11 protein-coding genes and 1 pseudogene are annotated in these 15,631 nt (G+C 67.0%); 5 read left to right on the top strand and 7 right to left on the bottom strand.

Annotated elements, in window-relative coordinates; all coding sequences use genetic code 11:
* Positions 1-141: 141 nt before the first annotated feature.
* Both D3880_RS01215 and D3880_RS01220 read right to left on the bottom strand, forming a co-directional pair.
* A complete protein-coding gene (locus tag D3880_RS01215; RefSeq protein ID WP_119891724.1) occupies positions 142-1,512 on the bottom strand; it encodes a DUF2868 domain-containing protein in 1,371 nt (456 codons plus the stop codon).
* Positions 1,509-3,359: a 3'-5' exonuclease gene (locus D3880_RS01220; protein WP_218567589.1), complete on the bottom strand. Its 1,851-nt coding sequence runs from the start codon at positions 3,357-3,359 to the stop codon at positions 1,509-1,511. The genes D3880_RS01215 and D3880_RS01220 overlap by 4 nt, the downstream gene beginning before the upstream one ends.
* 230 nt (positions 3,360-3,589) lie before the next feature.
* On the opposite strand from D3880_RS01220, the gene D3880_RS01225 reads away from it, so the two are divergent.
* Positions 3,590-4,111, top strand: a complete 522-nt coding sequence (locus D3880_RS01225; RefSeq protein ID WP_119891725.1) for a dihydrofolate reductase — start codon at positions 3,590-3,592, stop codon at positions 4,109-4,111.
* Positions 4,112-4,555: 444 nt separating this feature from the next.
* On the opposite strand, the gene D3880_RS01230 is transcribed toward D3880_RS01225, so the two are convergent.
* The 4 genes from D3880_RS01230 to D3880_RS01245 form a co-directional block, all read right to left on the bottom strand.
* Entirely contained in the window at positions 4,556-6,085 is a 1,530-nt protein-coding gene (locus D3880_RS01230) for a nucleobase:cation symporter-2 family protein (RefSeq protein WP_119891726.1), read from the bottom strand.
* 241 nt (positions 6,086-6,326) lie between these two features.
* Complete coding sequence (locus D3880_RS01235) at positions 6,327-6,797, bottom strand: metallophosphoesterase family protein (protein ID WP_119891727.1); 471 nt, start codon at positions 6,795-6,797, stop codon at positions 6,327-6,329.
* Positions 6,798-7,056: 259 nt separating this feature from the next.
* Positions 7,057-8,895 carry a dihydroxy-acid dehydratase gene (gene ilvD, locus D3880_RS01240; RefSeq protein ID WP_119891728.1) on the bottom strand — a complete coding sequence of 613 codons (1,839 nt, stop codon included), beginning with the start codon at positions 8,893-8,895 and terminating at the stop codon, positions 7,057-7,059.
* Between the two features lie 576 nt (positions 8,896-9,471).
* Positions 9,472-10,668, bottom strand: coding sequence for a class I SAM-dependent rRNA methyltransferase (locus tag D3880_RS01245; RefSeq protein ID WP_119891729.1), 1,197 nt, complete (start codon positions 10,666-10,668; stop codon positions 9,472-9,474).
* A gap of 264 nt (positions 10,669-10,932) precedes the next feature.
* On the opposite strand from D3880_RS01245, the gene D3880_RS01250 reads away from it, so the two are divergent.
* From D3880_RS01250 to D3880_RS01265, 4 genes and pseudogenes are all read left to right on the top strand, one after another.
* Positions 10,933-11,745 (top strand): HDOD domain-containing protein, encoded by an 813-nt coding sequence (locus tag D3880_RS01250; RefSeq protein ID WP_162935037.1) that lies wholly within the window; start codon positions 10,933-10,935, stop codon positions 11,743-11,745.
* Positions 11,746-11,771: 26 nt separating this feature from the next.
* Entirely contained in the window at positions 11,772-12,584 is an 813-nt protein-coding gene (gene mutM / locus D3880_RS01255; protein ID WP_119891731.1) for a bifunctional DNA-formamidopyrimidine glycosylase/DNA-(apurinic or apyrimidinic site) lyase, read from the top strand.
* A gap of 96 nt (positions 12,585-12,680) precedes the next feature.
* Positions 12,681-13,232, top strand: a pseudogene (locus D3880_RS01260) (1-acyl-sn-glycerol-3-phosphate acyltransferase).
* 81 nt (positions 13,233-13,313) lie between these two features.
* Positions 13,314-13,670 (top strand): multidrug transporter, encoded by a 357-nt coding sequence (locus tag D3880_RS01265; RefSeq protein ID WP_119891732.1) that lies wholly within the window; start codon positions 13,314-13,316, stop codon positions 13,668-13,670.
* 77 nt (positions 13,671-13,747) lie between these two features.
* Here D3880_RS01265 and ggt read toward each other — a convergent pair whose 3' ends face one another.
* On the bottom strand, positions 13,748-15,436 hold the full coding sequence (gene ggt, locus D3880_RS01270; RefSeq protein WP_119891733.1) for a gamma-glutamyltransferase: 1,689 nt from the start codon (positions 15,434-15,436) through the stop codon (positions 13,748-13,750).
* Positions 15,437-15,631 lie beyond the last annotated feature (195 nt).

Below are 15,631 nucleotides of genomic sequence, written 5' to 3' on the forward strand. Positions count from 1 at the left end.
CCGGCCCCTCTCCCGTAAACGGGCGAGGGGTGACGCGCGCCCGACTGGCCGGGCACGGACAGCCCCCTCTCCCATTGACGGGCGAGGGCGACAGGCAGTCCGGTCTTCGGACTGGTAGCCCGGAAAAGGGCAAGCAGTGCGCTAGTCATGCCCCGTCTCCAGCCAGCGCAACGGCGCGCTGTCGGCATGCACCAGCTGCAACTGCTCCAGCGCCGCGTGCCAGTCGCCCAGGCGTTCGCTGTCCAGCGCTTCGCCGGGCGGCGGGGCGAGCAGCCAGACCCGTGTGCTGGCGGCGCTGCGGGCCAGCTCGCCGAGCAGCGCCAGGGTGCCGCGATCCGGCGAGCGGCGCGGGTCGCAGGCGATCGCCAGGCGTGCCGGCGGGAAGCGGCTGAGTTGCTCGAGCAGGTGCTGGCGTTGCTCGCGGCTGTCGAGCACGCCAGCGTCGGCGACCCCGGCCGGCAGCTTGGGCGGCCAGGCGCGGCGTTCATCCAGTTCGACGGCCACCAGCAGGGCGCCGTCGCTGTCCGTCGCCAACCTGGCGGCTGGCCCGCCAGCCAGGGGCGCCGGCGCCGGATCGAGCACGCCGAGGCGTTCGCTGGACGGCAGCAGGCGTTCGCGCAGCAGCTGGTAGCCGGGCAGGCCGAGGTCGAGGCCCAGGCGGGCCCGGCCGGCATACCAGCGGACGGCACAAAAGGCGCCCAGCAACAGGCGCGGCAACAGGCCGTAGACCAGCAGCACGCCGAGCAGCCAGCTCGACCAGGCCTGCCGCGCGCCGGGCTCGGCGAGGGCGGCGGCGCCGCTGGCGCGGATGGTTTCCGGCGCGGGCACGGCGAAGCCGAGCAACGCCGGCAGCGCGCCGAGGCCCTGGGTGAGGGCGACGAACAGCTCGTCGCCGAGGATGGTGGTTTCCCAGACGAAGCCGTAGCGGCGGGTGGCGAGCAGTGCCAGGAGGATCAGCAGGGCGCCGAGCAGGGCCACCAGCCACAGACCGTGGACCAGGCTGCCGAGCGCCCAGCGGCCGAGGCGCTGGCGTTGCAGCACCAGCAGCAGCGCCGGCGCCAGTTGCGCGACCTGGGCATCGCGCGCCAGCTTGCCGCTCAGCCACAGCCACAGGCGGCCGAGGGCGCCGCCGCTGTCGCCGGCGAAGGCCAGGCCCAGGGCCCAGCCGAGCAGGGTCAGCAGGTGCAGGCCGAGCAGGCTGCCGAGGGCCCAGAACACGTTGACCGGGCGCTGGCCGTCGCCCAGCGCGGCGAAACCGAGGCCGGCGCCGCTGAGCAGGGCGAGGACCAGCAGGGCCAGCAGCGCCAGGCGCGCACCCTGGCGCCAGTGCTGCAGGGCTTCGAGCTGGCCATCGCGCGCGGCGAGAAAGCCGGCACGGGCCTGGATGCGCTGGCCGAGCGCGCCACCGGCGGCCACGGCGCGGCGGTTGGCTTCGCCGTCTTCCAGCGGGCCGGCATGTTCTTCGCGCAGGCGGATGGCTTCGCACAGCCACAGGCGTTCGAGGGTAGTCATGAGCGCTGCGTGACGCCTGTCGCGACTTCGCGCAAACGCTGGGTGAAAGGCGATGACTGGCTCGCAGTGAGCAGCAAATGATCGGTCGCGCGGGTCATGCCCACGTACAGCAGGCGGGCTTCATCCGCCACCGATTTGGCCTTGGCGTGGGGCAGGCGGCCGATGAAGGGAATGGCGACACTATCGAATTCGAGCCCCTTACTGCTGTGCAGGGTGACGACCTTGACCGAGTCGGCGCCAGGATCGAGTGCGGTGTTATTACCTTTGCTATTGACTTGCTCGACCGGGATTCCGGCTTGCTGCAGAGCGCGGACGATGCTGACGTTGTCGTCGTTGGTACGCCCTAACACGGCCAATTGGCTCCAGTCGCCGAGTTGCCCATGACGCGTGGATAAGAACTGGATGATGCGTTGCAGTTCCTCGGCGTCGTTGTCACATTCTTCCCAGCGTGGCGGCTCGCCGTGGCGGCCGATGCTTTCCGGCGGCACCAGGGGCACGCCATCTTCTTCGGCATCCTGGGGGGCCAACCATTCGCGTGCGAAGTCCATGGCCAGGCGCAGCACTTCGGCGGTGTTGCGATAGTTCAGGCGCAGGATGGTGGTCCGCCCGCGGGCTTGAATGCCGACGCTGGAAAAGCTGAACTGCCGGCGATTGCCATACAGCGCTTGGGCATCGTCATAGAGCACCAGCAGCGAGTTGGTTTGCGGGTCGACCATGCCGACAATCAGGCGGAACCAGTCTGGCTCGAAGTCATGGCCTTCGTCGATCAGCACTGCGCCGTACTGGTTGCGGGGAATCTGCCCGTGTTCCAACCCCTGCATGACCGCATCGACCAATGACTTCAGGTAGCTCGGACCATAGCCGGGGGGCGTGACCTGATACAGCCGCAGTTGCTCTCCACACCAGCCATGAAAGTGCTGCACGCTGACTTTGTCGGTGACACCGTGGCTGGCCATCATGTGTTGCAGCTTCGCTGCCAAGGCCTTGTTAAAGCACAGCACCAGGATGGGTTTGTTCTGGGTGCGGGCCAGGTGCAAGCAGCGGTAACCGAGAATCATGGTCTTGCCCGAACCCGCCACGCCATGGATGACCCGGTGGCCGTCGCCGAGATTGCGGGCGACCTGCTCTTGTTGCAGATCCATCACCCGAATCAGGTCGGGGATGGCAGCGAGTATTTGTTCCGGGCTGTCCGACTCGGCGAACAGCGAAGCCTGGGCGCCTTGCAGGCGCAGCTCGGGGAACAGGTGCCAACGGATGCGTTCGATTTCCGGCGCGCTTAACAGACAGGTGAAGCGCACGGTGAACATCTGCCACAAGCGCTGCTGGAAGGTTTCGGCGTCCTGCTGCGGGGACAGTTCGTCCGCGCAGATGACCTGGCTGGGGTTGAGCACTTCGTGCAAGTCGGTGCTCTCGAACTGCTTGCGGGTGATATTGCCCAACACCAGGCCGTAGCCCCAGGCGAAGCGCAGATTGCCTTGGTAGTCCCCTTGCTGTTGCACCAGCGCCGGATCACGCCGCAGCAGCCCGGCCAGTACATGGGCGTACTGGCGGGCTTGTTCGAGCGGATTGCCGGTGCGTTTGGGTCCGCTCGAGGTCAGCAATACCGCTTCTTGGCGAGTCAGTTGCTGGATGCTCTCCAGCTTCCAGTCCTTGACCTCAAGGATCAGCAGCCCCCGGCGCGGGTTAAGAATCACGAAATCCGGGTGCAGATTGCGCGGTCCGACCGGCACGTCGTACCAGCACATGTAGTCATCTTCGAGCAGGCTTTCCAGAGCTCGGGCCAGACGTTTTTCCCCGGCGGTCATGCGCGGCAGGCAGCTGTTCAGTGAGGGGAGCAAGTTGGCCATAGCGGACGTTCCCTGATGGTGGCGCAATTCCTAGAGGTGAGCGTAGGTAACCCAAGGATACCCGCTCATCGGAATGGTGCCATGCCGCGGGCTATGCAGCGAGAAATGGCTGCGCAAGCAGCTCGGGCATGTCCACAGGGGCTCCCGCGTCAGGCGCGCCAACCCGCTGTGAAGCGCCGGCGCGGCTGGTATGCTGCGCCGGTCCTGCTTGTTGAACCTCCGGAGTACCCATGGCTGAAGCCCCCTCCCGCCTGCCGCTGGCGCTGATCGCCGCGCTGGCCGCGAACCGCGTGATCGGCATCGACAACCGCCTGCCCTGGCACCTGCCGGCCGACCTCAAGCACTTCAAGGCGCTGACCCTCGGCAAGCCGATCATCATGGGCCGCAAGACCTGGGACTCGCTCGGCCGCCCGCTGCCGGGCCGCCTCAACCTGGTGGTCAGCCGCCAGCCGGGCCTGCGGCTGCAAGGCGCCGAAGTGTTCCCGAGCCTGGAGGCGGCGCTGCAACGCGCCGACACCTGGGCGCGCGAGGAAGATGCCGAGGAACTGATGCTGATCGGCGGCGCGCAGCTGTACGCCGAGGCCTTGCCGCTGGCCCGGCGCCTGTATCTGACCCGGGTCGGCCTGAGCCCGGAGGGCGACGCCTGGTTTCCCGAGGTGCCGGCGGCCGACTGGCACCTGGCCTCGAGCATCGAGCACGCAGCCGGCGAGGGGACGCCGGCCTATGCCTTCGAGGTGTGGGAGCGTGTCTAGGGTCTGTTGACGTTTCGTCGCGAACCGCGTTGCCGCGCCAAATGGCGCCAGGCTAGGCGCGGGACGCCGGGAATGGTCGTTCCCTTGCCAAGTCCCGCAACGACGCATGGCGCCATTTGCCGCGCAACCCGCAGGGACGGGCCTATTTTTGTGCGGCGCGTCGTTGCTCGACGCTCATTTGGAACGACCAAACTTCGCGTCTCGCGCCTAGCCCCGCGCAAAAACAGGCTCCGTCGCGGCCGTGACGAAACGTCAACAGACCCTAGCGGCCTGTGTGGCTAGTTCAATCAGGACGTAGGATGGGTTGAGCGAAGCGATACCCATCGGCGGCGGTGTGCTGGGTATTGTCGCTACGCTCCTCGACCCATCCAGCGGGACTTCGAGGTGGGGGAGCGACAATAGAAAAAGGCCGGCATCGCTGCCGGCCTTTTCGTTTTTCTACCGCTAGTGTGTGCTGGCGACCGCCGAGGCGCTGTGCCGGGGCGGTGGCACGCCGTGGTCGTCGGTGCCGAGGATCTGCACCTCGTTGCCCTCGGAGTCATACAGTTTGCCGTCGCGGAAGTAGTCGCCGTCGTTCAGCGCGGCGATGTCCTGGTAGTGCAGGGTGCGCTCGCTGGCGGCGACGAACACCGACTGCTGGTCCGAGTTGCCGGCCTTGAAGTGGTTGAACAGCAGGTTCAGGGCGATGGCCATGATCGCCGCCGAGCTGATGCCCGAGTGGAAGATGGTCTCGAACCAGGCCGGGAAGTGGTGGTAGAAGGTCGGCGCGGCGATCGGGATCATGCCGAAGCCGATCGAGGTGGCGACGATGATCAGGTTCATGTTGTTGCGGTAGTCGACCTGCGCCAGGGTGCGGATGCCGCTGGCCGCCACGGTGCCGAACAGCACCACGCCGGCGCCGCCGAGTACCGAGGTGGGTACCGCGGCGATCAGTCGGCCCATCACCGGCAGCAGGCCGAGAGTCACCAGGATCAACCCGGCGAAGGCCACCACGTAGCGGCTCTTGATGCCGGTGACGGCGACTAGGCCGACGTTCTGGGCGAACGCGCTCTGGGTGAACGAGCCGAAGATCGGCGCCAGCGAGCTGGAGATCATGTCGGCGCGCAGGCCGTTGCCGAGGCGCTTGGAGTCGACCTTGGTGCCGATGATCTCGCCGACCGCGAGGATGTCCGCCGAGGTTTCCACCAGGGTGACGATGATCACGATCAGCATCGACAGGATCGCCGCGATGTGGAACTCCGGCATGCCGAAATGCAGCGGGCTGGGCATTGCCACCAGCGGGCCGTCGAGGACCTTGGAGAAGTCGGCCATGCCGCAGAACACCGCGACCAGGGTGCCGATGACCATGGCCAGGAGGATTGACAGGCGCGAGATGCTGGCGCTGCCGAGCTTGCTGAGCAGCAGCACGAAACCGAGGGTGACGGCGGCCAGGCCGATGTTGGCCACGCTGCCGAAGTCCGGCGACTGGCTGTTGCCGCCCATCGCCCAGCGCGCGGCGACCGGCATCAGGGTCAGGCCGATGGTGGTGATGACGATGCCGGTGACCAGGGGCGGGAAGAACTTGGTGATCCGCGAGAATATCGGGGTGATCAGCAGGCCGATGATCGAGGCGGCGATCACCGCACCGAGCACCACGGGGATGCCGCCGGCGCCGTTGCTGCCGATGATCGCGATCATGGTCGCCACGCCGGCGAAGGACACGCCCTGCACCAGCGGCAGCTGGCAGCCGAAGAACGGCAGGCCGAGGGTCTGCAGCAGGGTGGCGAGGCCACCGGCGAACAGCGAGGCGGCGATCAGCAGGCCGATGTCCGCCGGCGACAGCCCGGCGGCCTGGCCGATGATCAGCGGCACCGCGACGATGCCGCCGTACATAGTCAACACGTGCTGCAGGCCATAGGCGAGGTTGGCGCCGATGCCGAGGTTTTCGTCTTCGGGGCGTTGCTCCGGGGACGTTCTAGCAGGAGAGGTGGTCATGGTTGCTCTACTCGCTGTTGTTCTTGTGCGAAGCAATGTAGACAATTTGTCACAGGTTTGACCATAGTTTTGTATACATTTTTTCTGGCGGCGATCTGGGGAAAATTTCGTCGATTCGGCAGGGAATGCACGGAGTTCTAGCGGGACACGTTATAGCGCTCGGGAAGCGCCGGCGCGGCAGGCGACGAATGGTGCGGTGCTGCCGGGGCGCGGACGGGCAGCTGGCGGACGGCGGCGCGCTTCACCCAGCCGGCGCGGTACACAGCTCGACCAGCTCGCCACGCGCCTGGCCCTGGTCGATATGCAGCAGGGCCACCGCGATGGGCAGCCGGAAGCGTCGCGGCCCGGCGCTGCCGGGATTGATCCGCAGCAGGCCGTCCCGCTCTTCGATCAGCGGCTGGTGCGAATGCCCGCAGATGGCTACGCGGAAGCCGCGTGCGGCCAGATCCGCCGGCAGATGCGCCGCGTCGTGGACGACGAACAGGCGCACGCCTTGCAGTTCCAGCTCCAGGCTATGCGGCAGGCTGGCGGCCCAGGCCTCGCGGTCGTTATTGCCGCGCACCGCCTGCAGCGGGGCGAGTTCAGCCAGCGCCGCGAGAATCTCCGGCTTGCCGATATCGCCGGCGTGGATCAGCCGCGCGCAGCCGGCCAGCGCCGCCAGCGCCTCAGGACGCAGCAGACCGTGGGTGTCGGAGATCAGGCCGATTTTCATAATTCATTCCTTCGACGAGCCTGGTATGGAGGAGCCAGCTTGCTGGCGATCCGGGCTACAGGTCTGGGGCGAGAGTTAGGAAGTTGGCCGAGTTGCCGGTTTTCCCTCTCCCTCTCCCCCTCTCCATAAAAGAAGGGCGGGCGAGGGGAGAAAAGCCAGGTCTGTAGGATGGGTTGAGCGTAGCGCTACCCATCGCATTCGCGGTCGGCAGAAAGCAAAAGCCCGGCGCTGGGCCGGGCTTTCAACAACGCTCAGCGGCTCAGTCGCCGAGCAGCGCCTTGTCGCGCACCGCGCCCTTGTCGGCGCTGGTGGCCAGCAGGGCGTAGGCCTTCAGCGCGGTGGTGACTTTGCGCGGACGGGCTTCGACCGGCTTCCAGCCTTTCTGGTCCTGTTCGACGCGGCGCGCGGCCAGCTCGTCGTCGCTGACCAACAGGTTGATCGAGCGATTGGGGATGTCGATCAGCACCTTGTCGCCGTCGCGCACCAGGCCGATGGCGCCGCCGGCGGCGGCTTCCGGCGAGGCGTGGCCGATCGACAGGCCCGAGGTACCGCCGGAGAAGCGGCCGTCGGTGAGCAGGGCGCAGTCCTTACCCAAGCCTTTGGATTTCAGGTAGCTGGTCGGATAGAGCATTTCCTGCATGCCCGGGCCGCCTTTCGGGCCTTCGTAGCGGATGATCACGATGTCGCCAGCCTTCACTTCGTCGGCGAGGATGCCGCGCACCGCGCTGTCCTGGCTCTCGAAGATCTTCGCTTTGCCTTTGAACACGTGGATCGACTCGTCGACGCCAGCGGTTTTCACCACGCAACCGTCGAGGGCGATGTTGCCGTACAGCACGGCCAGGCCGCCTTCCTGCGAGTAGGCGTTGGCGACACTGCGGATGCAGCCTTCGGCGCGGTCGTCGTCGACGGTGTCCCAACGGGTCGACTGGCTGAACGCCGTCTGGGTTGGGATACCGGCCGGGCCGGCCTTGAAGAAGGTGTGCACGGCTTCGTCTTGGGTCTGGGTGATGTCCCACTGGGCGATGGCATCAAGCATCGACGGGCTGTGAATGGTCGGCACGTCGGTATGCAGCAGCCCGCCGCGCGCCAGTTCGCCGAGGATCGAGAAGATCCCGCCGGCGCGGTGTACGTCTTCCATGTGGTACTTCTGGATGTTCGGCGCCACTTTGCACAGCTGCGGCACTTTGCGCGACAGGCGATCGATGTCGCGCAGGTCGAAGGCCACTTCGCCTTCTTGAGCGGCGGCCAGCAGGTGCAGGATGGTGTTGGTCGAGCCGCCCATGGCGATGTCCAGGGTCATGGCGTTCTCGAACGCCTTGAAACTGGCGACGTTGCGCGGCAGAACCGACTCGTCGTTCTCGCCGTAGTAACGCTGGCACAGCTCGACGGCCAGGCGCCCGGCGCGCAGGAACAGCTGCTCGCGGTCGCTGTGGGTGGCCAGTGTCGAACCGTTGCCCGGCAGCGCCAGGCCGAGGGCTTCCATCAGGCAGTTCATCGAGTTGGCGGTGAACATCCCGGAGCAGGAGCCGCAGGTCGGGCAGGCGCTGCGCTCGTATTCCTCGACCGTCTCGTCCGAGCAGGAATCGTCGGCGGCGGCCACCATGGCGTCGACCAGATCCAGGCCGTGGCTGGCCAGTTTGGTCTTGCCGGCTTCCATCGGCCCGCCGGAGACAAACACCACCGGGATGTTCAGGCGCAGCGCGGCCATCAGCATGCCGGGGGTGATCTTGTCGCAGTTGGAGATGCACACGATGGCGTCGGCGCAGTGGGCGTTGACCATGTACTCCACCGAGTCGGCGATGATCTCGCGGCTCGGCAGCGAATAGAGCATGCCGTCGTGGCCCATGGCGATGCCGTCGTCGACCGCGATGGTGTTGAATTCCTTGGCCACGCCGCCGTGCTTCTCGATCTCGCGGGCGACCAGCTGGCCGAGGTCCTTCAGGTGCACGTGGCCGGGCACGAACTGGGTGAAGGAGTTGGCGATGGCGATGATCGGCTTCTTGAAGTCTTCGTCCTTCATCCCGGTGGCGCGCCACAGGGCGCGGGCGCCGGCCATGTTGCGGCCGTGGGTGGAGGTTTTCGAGCGATAGTCAGGCATGTTCGGTGTCCTGCGGCTAATCAGGTAGCGGTTATGGGGTGTCGCGAGCATCCTGGCGCGGCCGATTACCGCGCGCTGCGTGAGGGCTGCATGGCGAGACGGGGTTACCGCCCGCAAGGCCCAGGCTCATAAGCCCGCCGGAGGATGTTTGGCGAGGGATGGCCTGATTCTACGCCGCGCAGGGCGGGCGGGGAAAGGCTGGCGGTCGGGCTGGGAACGCCCGTGCGCAGCGCTGGTGGATGTAAAAAGCGCCATCCCTCTACGGCCGGGTGGTTCGGCGCGTTCGGGCGCGCCGTCGATCCAGCGAGGTAGGGCGCGTAGCGAACAGTCCGTAGGATGGGTTGAACGCAGTGATACCCATCGATTTGCCACGTGTTGGCTATCGCTACGCTCAACACCAAAACCTGCGGTGCGCGCTGCCGAGCCAGCCGCCTTAGAACCTGTCTACGATCTGCTGCGCGTCGGTCAAACTACGTTGAAAACGGCTTCGGAATGCTCATTTACAACACGTAAACTCCGCTTCCTCAGCCGTTTTCGCCTTGTTTGACTCTAGCTCGCGAGATCGTAAACAGGTTCTTAGGCGTTGGGCAGCAGGCGGAAGGTCAGGCTCTTGATGTAACGGGTCTCGGCGATCGCCGGATGCACCGGGTGGTCCGGGCCCTGGGCGCCGCGTTCGAGCAGCTGGATGTTGCGGTCCAGGTGGCGGGCGCTGCCGAGCACGAGGTTCTGCAGGTCGTCTTCCGGCAGGTGCATGGAGCAGGAGGCGCTGACCAGGATGCCGTCCTTGTTGAGCAGGCGCATGGCCTGTTCGTTGAGGCGGCGGTAGGCGGCCTCGCCGTTTTTCAGGTCCTTCTTGCGCTTGATAAAGGCGGGTGGGTCGGCGATCACCACGTCGAAACGTTCCTCGGCGGCCTTGAGTTCCTTCAGCGCCTCGAACACGTCGCCTTCCACGCAGCTGAGCTTTTCCGCCACGCCGTTGAGCGCGGCGTTGCGCTCGACGCCATCGAGGGCAAAGGCCGAGCCGTCCACGCACATCACCTCAGTGGCGCCGAACGCCGCGGCCTGCACGCCCCAGCCGCCGATGTAGCTGAACAGGTCGAGCACGCGCTTGCCCTTGACGTAGGGCGCCAGGCGCGCGCGGTTCATGCGGTGGTCGTAGAACCAGCCGGTCTTCTGGCCTTCGATCACTGGCGCCTCGAACTTGACGCCGTTCTCCTCCAGCGCCACCCACTCCGGCACCAGGCCGAAGGCGGTTTCCACGTAACGCTCGAGGCCTTCGGCGTCACGCGCCGCGGAGTCGTTTTTGAGCAGGATGCCGCGCGGTTTGAGCACCTGCACCAGGGCGGCGAGCACCTCGTCCTTGTGGCGTTCCATGGTCGCGGTGGCCAGCTGGACCACGAGGATGTCGAAGAAGCGGTCGACCACCAGCCCCGGCAACAGGTCGGAATCGCCGAATACCAGGCGGTAGCAGGGCTGCTCGAACAGGCGCTCGCGCAGGCTGAGGGCGACGTTGATCCGGTGCACCAACAGCGATTTGTCGAACTCGTGCTTGAGGTCGCGCGACAGCAGGCGGGCGCAGATCAGGTTGTTCGGGCTGATGCCGACGATGCCCAGCGGCTTGCCGCCCGCGGCTTCGAGGATCGCCTGGTCGCCGGCCTGGAAGGCTGCCAGCGGGGTGGCGGCGACGTCGATCTCGTTGCTGTAGACCCACAGATGGCCGGCGCGCAGGCGGCGGTCGGCATTGGCTTTGAGGCGCAGGCTGGGCAGCGACATGGGACGGGACTCCGGAAAAAAGAGCGCGATTATAGCCCAAGCGCCGCGTGCTCCGGGGCCCCGCTCGGCTGTCGCCGCGCGGGCCGCGGCCTCAACTTCCGCGCCCCGGCGCCGACACAGCGCTCATCCCGGGTACATGGCTGGCGCGATTGGCCATGTGTGAGCTGGCGCACAGTTGCTAGACTGCGCGCGTATCGTCGAGCAGTCGTTATGAACCGAGAAATTTCCGCCGAACAGATTCAGCAGGTGCTGCAGGGCATCAGCGTGCCGCCGCAGCCGCAGATCATGGTCGACCTGCAGATGGAGCAGGTCATGCCCAATCCCGACCTGAAGACCATCGCCCGCCTGATCGGCCAGGATCCTGGGCTGTCCGGGGCCTTGCTGAAGATCGTCAACTCGCCGTATTTCGGCTTGGCCAACAAGATCAGCTCGATCCAGCGTGCGGTCAACCTGCTCGGCAGCCGCTCGGTGATCAACATGATCAATGCGCTGTCGATCAAGGGCGAGATGAACGACGAGACCATCGTCACCCTCAACCGCTTCTGGGACAACGCCCAGGACGTGGCGATGACCTGCCTGACCCTGGCCAAACGCATCGGCTGCGAAGCGGTGGACGAGGCCTACACCCTCGGCCTGTTCCACAACTGCGGCATCCCGCTGATGCTCAAGCGCTTCCCCAATTACATGGCGGTGCTCGAGGAGTCCTACGCCAGCGCCAGTGGCGAGCGGCGCATCGTCGACACCGAGAACCGCCTGCTCAACACCAACCATGCGGTGGTCGGCTACTTCACCGCCAGGTCGTGGAACCTGCCGCAGCACCTGTGCGAGGCGATCGCCAGCCACCACAACTGCCTGTCGCTGTTCAGCGACGACTCCGGGCGCGACGTGCAGCTGAAGAACCTCTTGGCGATCCTCAAGATGGCCGAGCATATCTGCGAGTCGTACCGGGTGCTCGGCGACCAGGAGGTCGACCTCGAGTGGGCGGCGATCCGCGCGCCGGTACTGGAATATGTCGGCCTCTCCGGGTACGACTTCGATAACCTCAAGGAAAGCATCCGCGAACTGGGCCGCTATTGAGCGCCCGCTGCCATTGAAGCTGAACCATGCCTGAACTGCCTGAAGTCGAAACCACCCGCCGCGGCATCGAGCCCTACCTCAAGGGCCGGCGCGTCAGCCGCGTGATCGTGCGCGAACGCCGGCTGCGCTGGCCGGTCCCCGAGGACCTCGACGTGCGCCTGTCCGGTCAGTGCATCGTCAGTGTCGAGCGGCGCGCCAAGTACCTGCTGATCGGCGCCGAGGTCGGCACCCTGATCAGCCATCTGGGCATGTCCGGCAGCCTGCGCCTGATCGAGCAGGGTCTGCCGGCGGCCAAGCACGAGCACGTGGATATCGAACTGGAGTCCGGCCTGGCGCTGCGCTACACCGACCCGCGGCGCTTCGGCGCGCTGCTGTGGAGCGACGACCCGCTCAACCATGAGTTGCTGCGCAGGCTGGGGCCGGAGCCGCTGACCGAGTTGTTCGACGGCGAGCGCCTGTACCAGCTGGCGCGCGGCAAGAGCATGGCGGTCAAGCCGTTCATCATGGACAACGCGGTGGTGGTCGGGGTCGGCAACATCTACGCCAGCGAGGCGCTGTTCGCCGCCGGCATCGACCCGCGCCGTGCCGCCGGCTCGATCTCGCGGGCGCGCTATGTGCGCCTGGCGCAGGAGATCAAGCGCATCCTCGCGCAGGCCATCGAATGCGGCGGCACCACCCTGCGCGACTTCGTCGGCGGCGATGGTCGGCCCGGTTATTTCCAGCAGGAGCTGTTCGTCTACGGGCGCGGCGGCGAGTTCTGCCAGGTCTGCGGCAGCACCCTGCGCGAGATCAAGTTAGGTCAGCGCGCCAGCGTGTATTGTCCGCGCTGCCAACGCTAGCGCCCGGCGCATCGGCTTCAATCCCAGTCGTATCGTTCAACCTGGCGGTCAGTCAGGCCGCTGGGATTTTCGCTATTCACCAACACCGAGGCTCAGATGTCCGGTAATTATCTGCCCGCCAACCCTTTGCCGAGTGGTTCGGACGCAGTTTGTTGCAACTCATGGGTTGGCGCTTCGAGGGCGCGCTGCCGAAGCTCGACAAGTTCGTGATCATCGGCGCGCCCCACCGCTCGAACTGGGACTTCGTGCTGTTTCTCGCGGTCAAATTCGTCCTGCGCCTGAACGCCGCTGGTTCGCCAGGCACTCGCTGTTCCGTTGGCCGTTCGCCAATCTGCTGCAGCGGCATCGCCGTTGAACATGGTCGAGCAGGCGGCGCAGCGCTTTCGCGAGGAGCGCGAGTTCATGCTGGTGATCTCCCCGGAGGGCACGCGCAAGAAGGTCGAACGCTGGAAAATGGGTTTCTACCATATCGCCCGCGACGCCGGCGTGCCGGTGGTGCCGGCGGCCCTGGATTACCGCACGCGGCGCATCGTGTTCGGCGCGGCGCTCACCCCGAGCGGCGACGAGGCCGCCGACTTGCGGCAGATGCTGGGGTTCTATCGGGAATACCAGACGAAAAAACCGCACTACGCCTTCTTCGGCGATTGAAGGCCATCACGCTGACATCTGCCAGGGCACTGTTATAGTTACTGGCACTGCCCTCATAACATCAGTTGAAGGACCACCGCCATGAACCTGTTCCGCGCAACCGCCGTTGTCCTGGCTCTGACCACTGGCCTGCTGGCGCTGCCGGCCCAGGCGCAGGAGGTCATGCGCCAGAATGTCAGCGGTGACCCGCTCTACACCGCCGATGCGCCGCCGGGCTATGCCATGGTCGGCGACCTGCTGATCGCCCGTCCGCTGCTGATCGGTGCCACCCTGATCGGCGCCGCGGTGTTCATCGTCGGCCTGCCGTTCAGCGCGCTGGGTGGTAACGTCGAGGCGTCGGCGGACGCGCTGATCGGCCAACCCGGTCGGGAAGCCTTCGTCCGCTGCCTGGGTTGCACCATCAGTGGTTACAACAAGCAGGACTATTACCAGCGCTAGAACGCCGCGTTAGGTTCTACGAGCCCCGGGTGCCCCCGGGGCTTTTTATTGCGCGCGATTTGCCCGCGCCGGGGCGCTCAGCGTGCTGCCGGCGCCTGTTCGGGAAGCAGGGCCGCTGCGCCGATGCCGCGCGGGTCGCTGGCGGGTTCGACGCGGGCCGCGCGCTTGTCCCACAACAGCACCTGTTGATCGCCGTAGCGGCGCTCGAGCTTTTCCAGCCGGTAGCCGCGGCCTTGCAACGCCTGGGCCTGGGCCGGGCTGAAGGTGCCAGGTTCATATTGCAGCACGTCCGGCAGGTATTGATGGTGATAGCGCGACAGCGCCGGCCAGTTGGCCACCGGTTTGCCGTCCAGGTAGTCGAGCATCGCCAGCAATACCATGCTGGGAATCCGGCTGCCGCCGGGGGTGCCGAAGGCGGCGAACTGCTCGGCGCTCTCGATGAAGCTCGGGCTCATGCTCGACAGCGGGCGCTTGCCGCCGGCGATGGTGTTCGCCGGGCTGCCGGCCAGGCCGTAGGCGTTGCTGCCCTGCGGGTCGGCGGCGAAGTCGTCCATCTCGTTGTTGAGCAGCACGCCGGTACCGGGCGCGGTGAAGGCGGCGCCGAACGGCAGGTTGATCGACAGGGTGGCGGCCACCGCGTTGCCGGCGCGGTCGAGGACGACGAAGTGCGTGGTGTGCTGGCCTTCGCGCCAGGCCGGCGCCGGCGGCAGCACGCTGCTGGGGGTGGCGCGCTGCGGGTCGATGCCCTTGGCCAGGCCCTGCAGATAGGCCGGATTGAGCAGCTGCTTGAGCGGGCTGGCGACGAAGTCCGGATCGCCGAGCAGGCCACGGTCGCGATAGGCGCGGCGCAGCGCCTCGATCACGTAATGGCTGCGCTGCACCGGCTCGGCGCCGCGCCAGGGCAGCTGCTGGAGGATCGCCAGGCTCTGCGCCAGGGCCACGCCACCGGCCGAGGGCGGCGGCGCGCTGATCAGCTCGCGGCCGTCCTGGAGGGCGAAGCGCAGCGGCGCGCGTTCCACCACCTGGTAGTCGGCGAGGTCGCGCAGGGTCCAGATGCCGCCACCGGCGTGCACGGCGCTGACCAGTTTCTCCGCGGTCTCGCCTCCGTAGAAGCCGCTACTGCCGTAGCGCGCCAGGCGCTCGAGGGTGTTGGCCAATTGCGGCTGGCGCAGCAGGCCCCATTGTTCCGGCACTTCGCCCTGGTCGAGGAACAGGCGCGCGCTCTCGGCATCATCGCGCAGCGCGGCCAGCCGCCCCAGCGCCCGCTCGCGGTAGATCCGATCGACTGACACGCCGTCGCGCGCCAGGCGGATCGCCGGGGTCAGGCTGTCGGCCAGCGGCAGGCGGCCGTAGCGCGAGGCCAGATGCACCAGCCCCGCCGGCAGACCGGGGATGGCGGCGGCGAGGGGGCCATCCAGCGACAGCCGCGGGTCGGGCTTGCCGCCGCGCCGATAGAGATCGGCCCTGGCCGCCAGCGGCGCGCGCTCGCGGGCATCGATAAAGCGGTAGGTCGGCGGCTCGCCGGCCTGGCGCAACAGGAAGAAACCACCGCCGCCGAGGCCGGACGCGTAGGGCTCGGCGACGGCCAGTGCGGCGCTGATCGCTACCGCGGCATCGAAGGCGTTGCCGCCGGCGCTGAGGGTTTCCAGGCCGGCCACCGTGGCGGCCGGATGGGCGCTGGCCACCGCGGCCTTGCCCGGCGCCTCGGCGGCCCAGGCGCTGCAGGTGACCAGCAGCAGGAGGAATAGCAGGGAAAGTCGTTTCATCGTCGGTCCGGACCAGGGGCGATCGGTGCAGTATGGCCGATGGGGGCCGTGGGCGGATCGTTACGTTTTGATCGTTCCCAGGCTTTGCGTGGGAATGCAGCCAGGACGCTCTGCGTCCTTACCGTGCGGGATAGGGACGCGGAGCGTCCCTGCAGAGGTTCCCACGCTGGAGCGTGGGAACCATCGGCGTCAGTC

The organism is Pseudomonas cavernae (assembly GCF_003595175.1).
Taxonomy (GTDB): Bacteria; Pseudomonadota; Gammaproteobacteria; order Pseudomonadales; family Pseudomonadaceae; genus Aquipseudomonas; species Aquipseudomonas cavernae.

Coding starts and splice junctions, on each gene's coding strand:
- D3880_RS01245 (WP_119891729.1), bottom strand. CDS start 10,668: ATGTCGCTGCCCAGCCTGCGCCTCAAAGCCAATGCCGACCGCCGCCTG.
- D3880_RS01225 (WP_119891725.1), top strand. CDS start 3,590: ATGGCTGAAGCCCCCTCCCGCCTGCCGCTGGCGCTGATCGCCGCGCTG.
- D3880_RS01265 (WP_119891732.1), top strand. CDS start 13,314: ATGAACCTGTTCCGCGCAACCGCCGTTGTCCTGGCTCTGACCACTGGC.
- ilvD (WP_119891728.1), bottom strand. CDS start 8,895: ATGCCTGACTATCGCTCGAAAACCTCCACCCACGGCCGCAACATGGCC.
- D3880_RS01230 (WP_119891726.1), bottom strand. CDS start 6,085: ATGACCACCTCTCCTGCTAGAACGTCCCCGGAGCAACGCCCCGAAGAC.
- ggt (WP_119891733.1), bottom strand. CDS start 15,436: ATGAAACGACTTTCCCTGCTATTCCTCCTGCTGCTGGTCACCTGCAGC.
- mutM (WP_119891731.1), top strand. CDS start 11,772: ATGCCTGAACTGCCTGAAGTCGAAACCACCCGCCGCGGCATCGAGCCC.
- D3880_RS01220 (WP_218567589.1), bottom strand. CDS start 3,359: ATGGCCAACTTGCTCCCCTCACTGAACAGCTGCCTGCCGCGCATGACC.
- D3880_RS01235 (WP_119891727.1), bottom strand. CDS start 6,797: ATGAAAATCGGCCTGATCTCCGACACCCACGGTCTGCTGCGTCCTGAG.
- D3880_RS01215 (WP_119891724.1), bottom strand. CDS start 1,512: ATGACTACCCTCGAACGCCTGTGGCTGTGCGAAGCCATCCGCCTGCGC.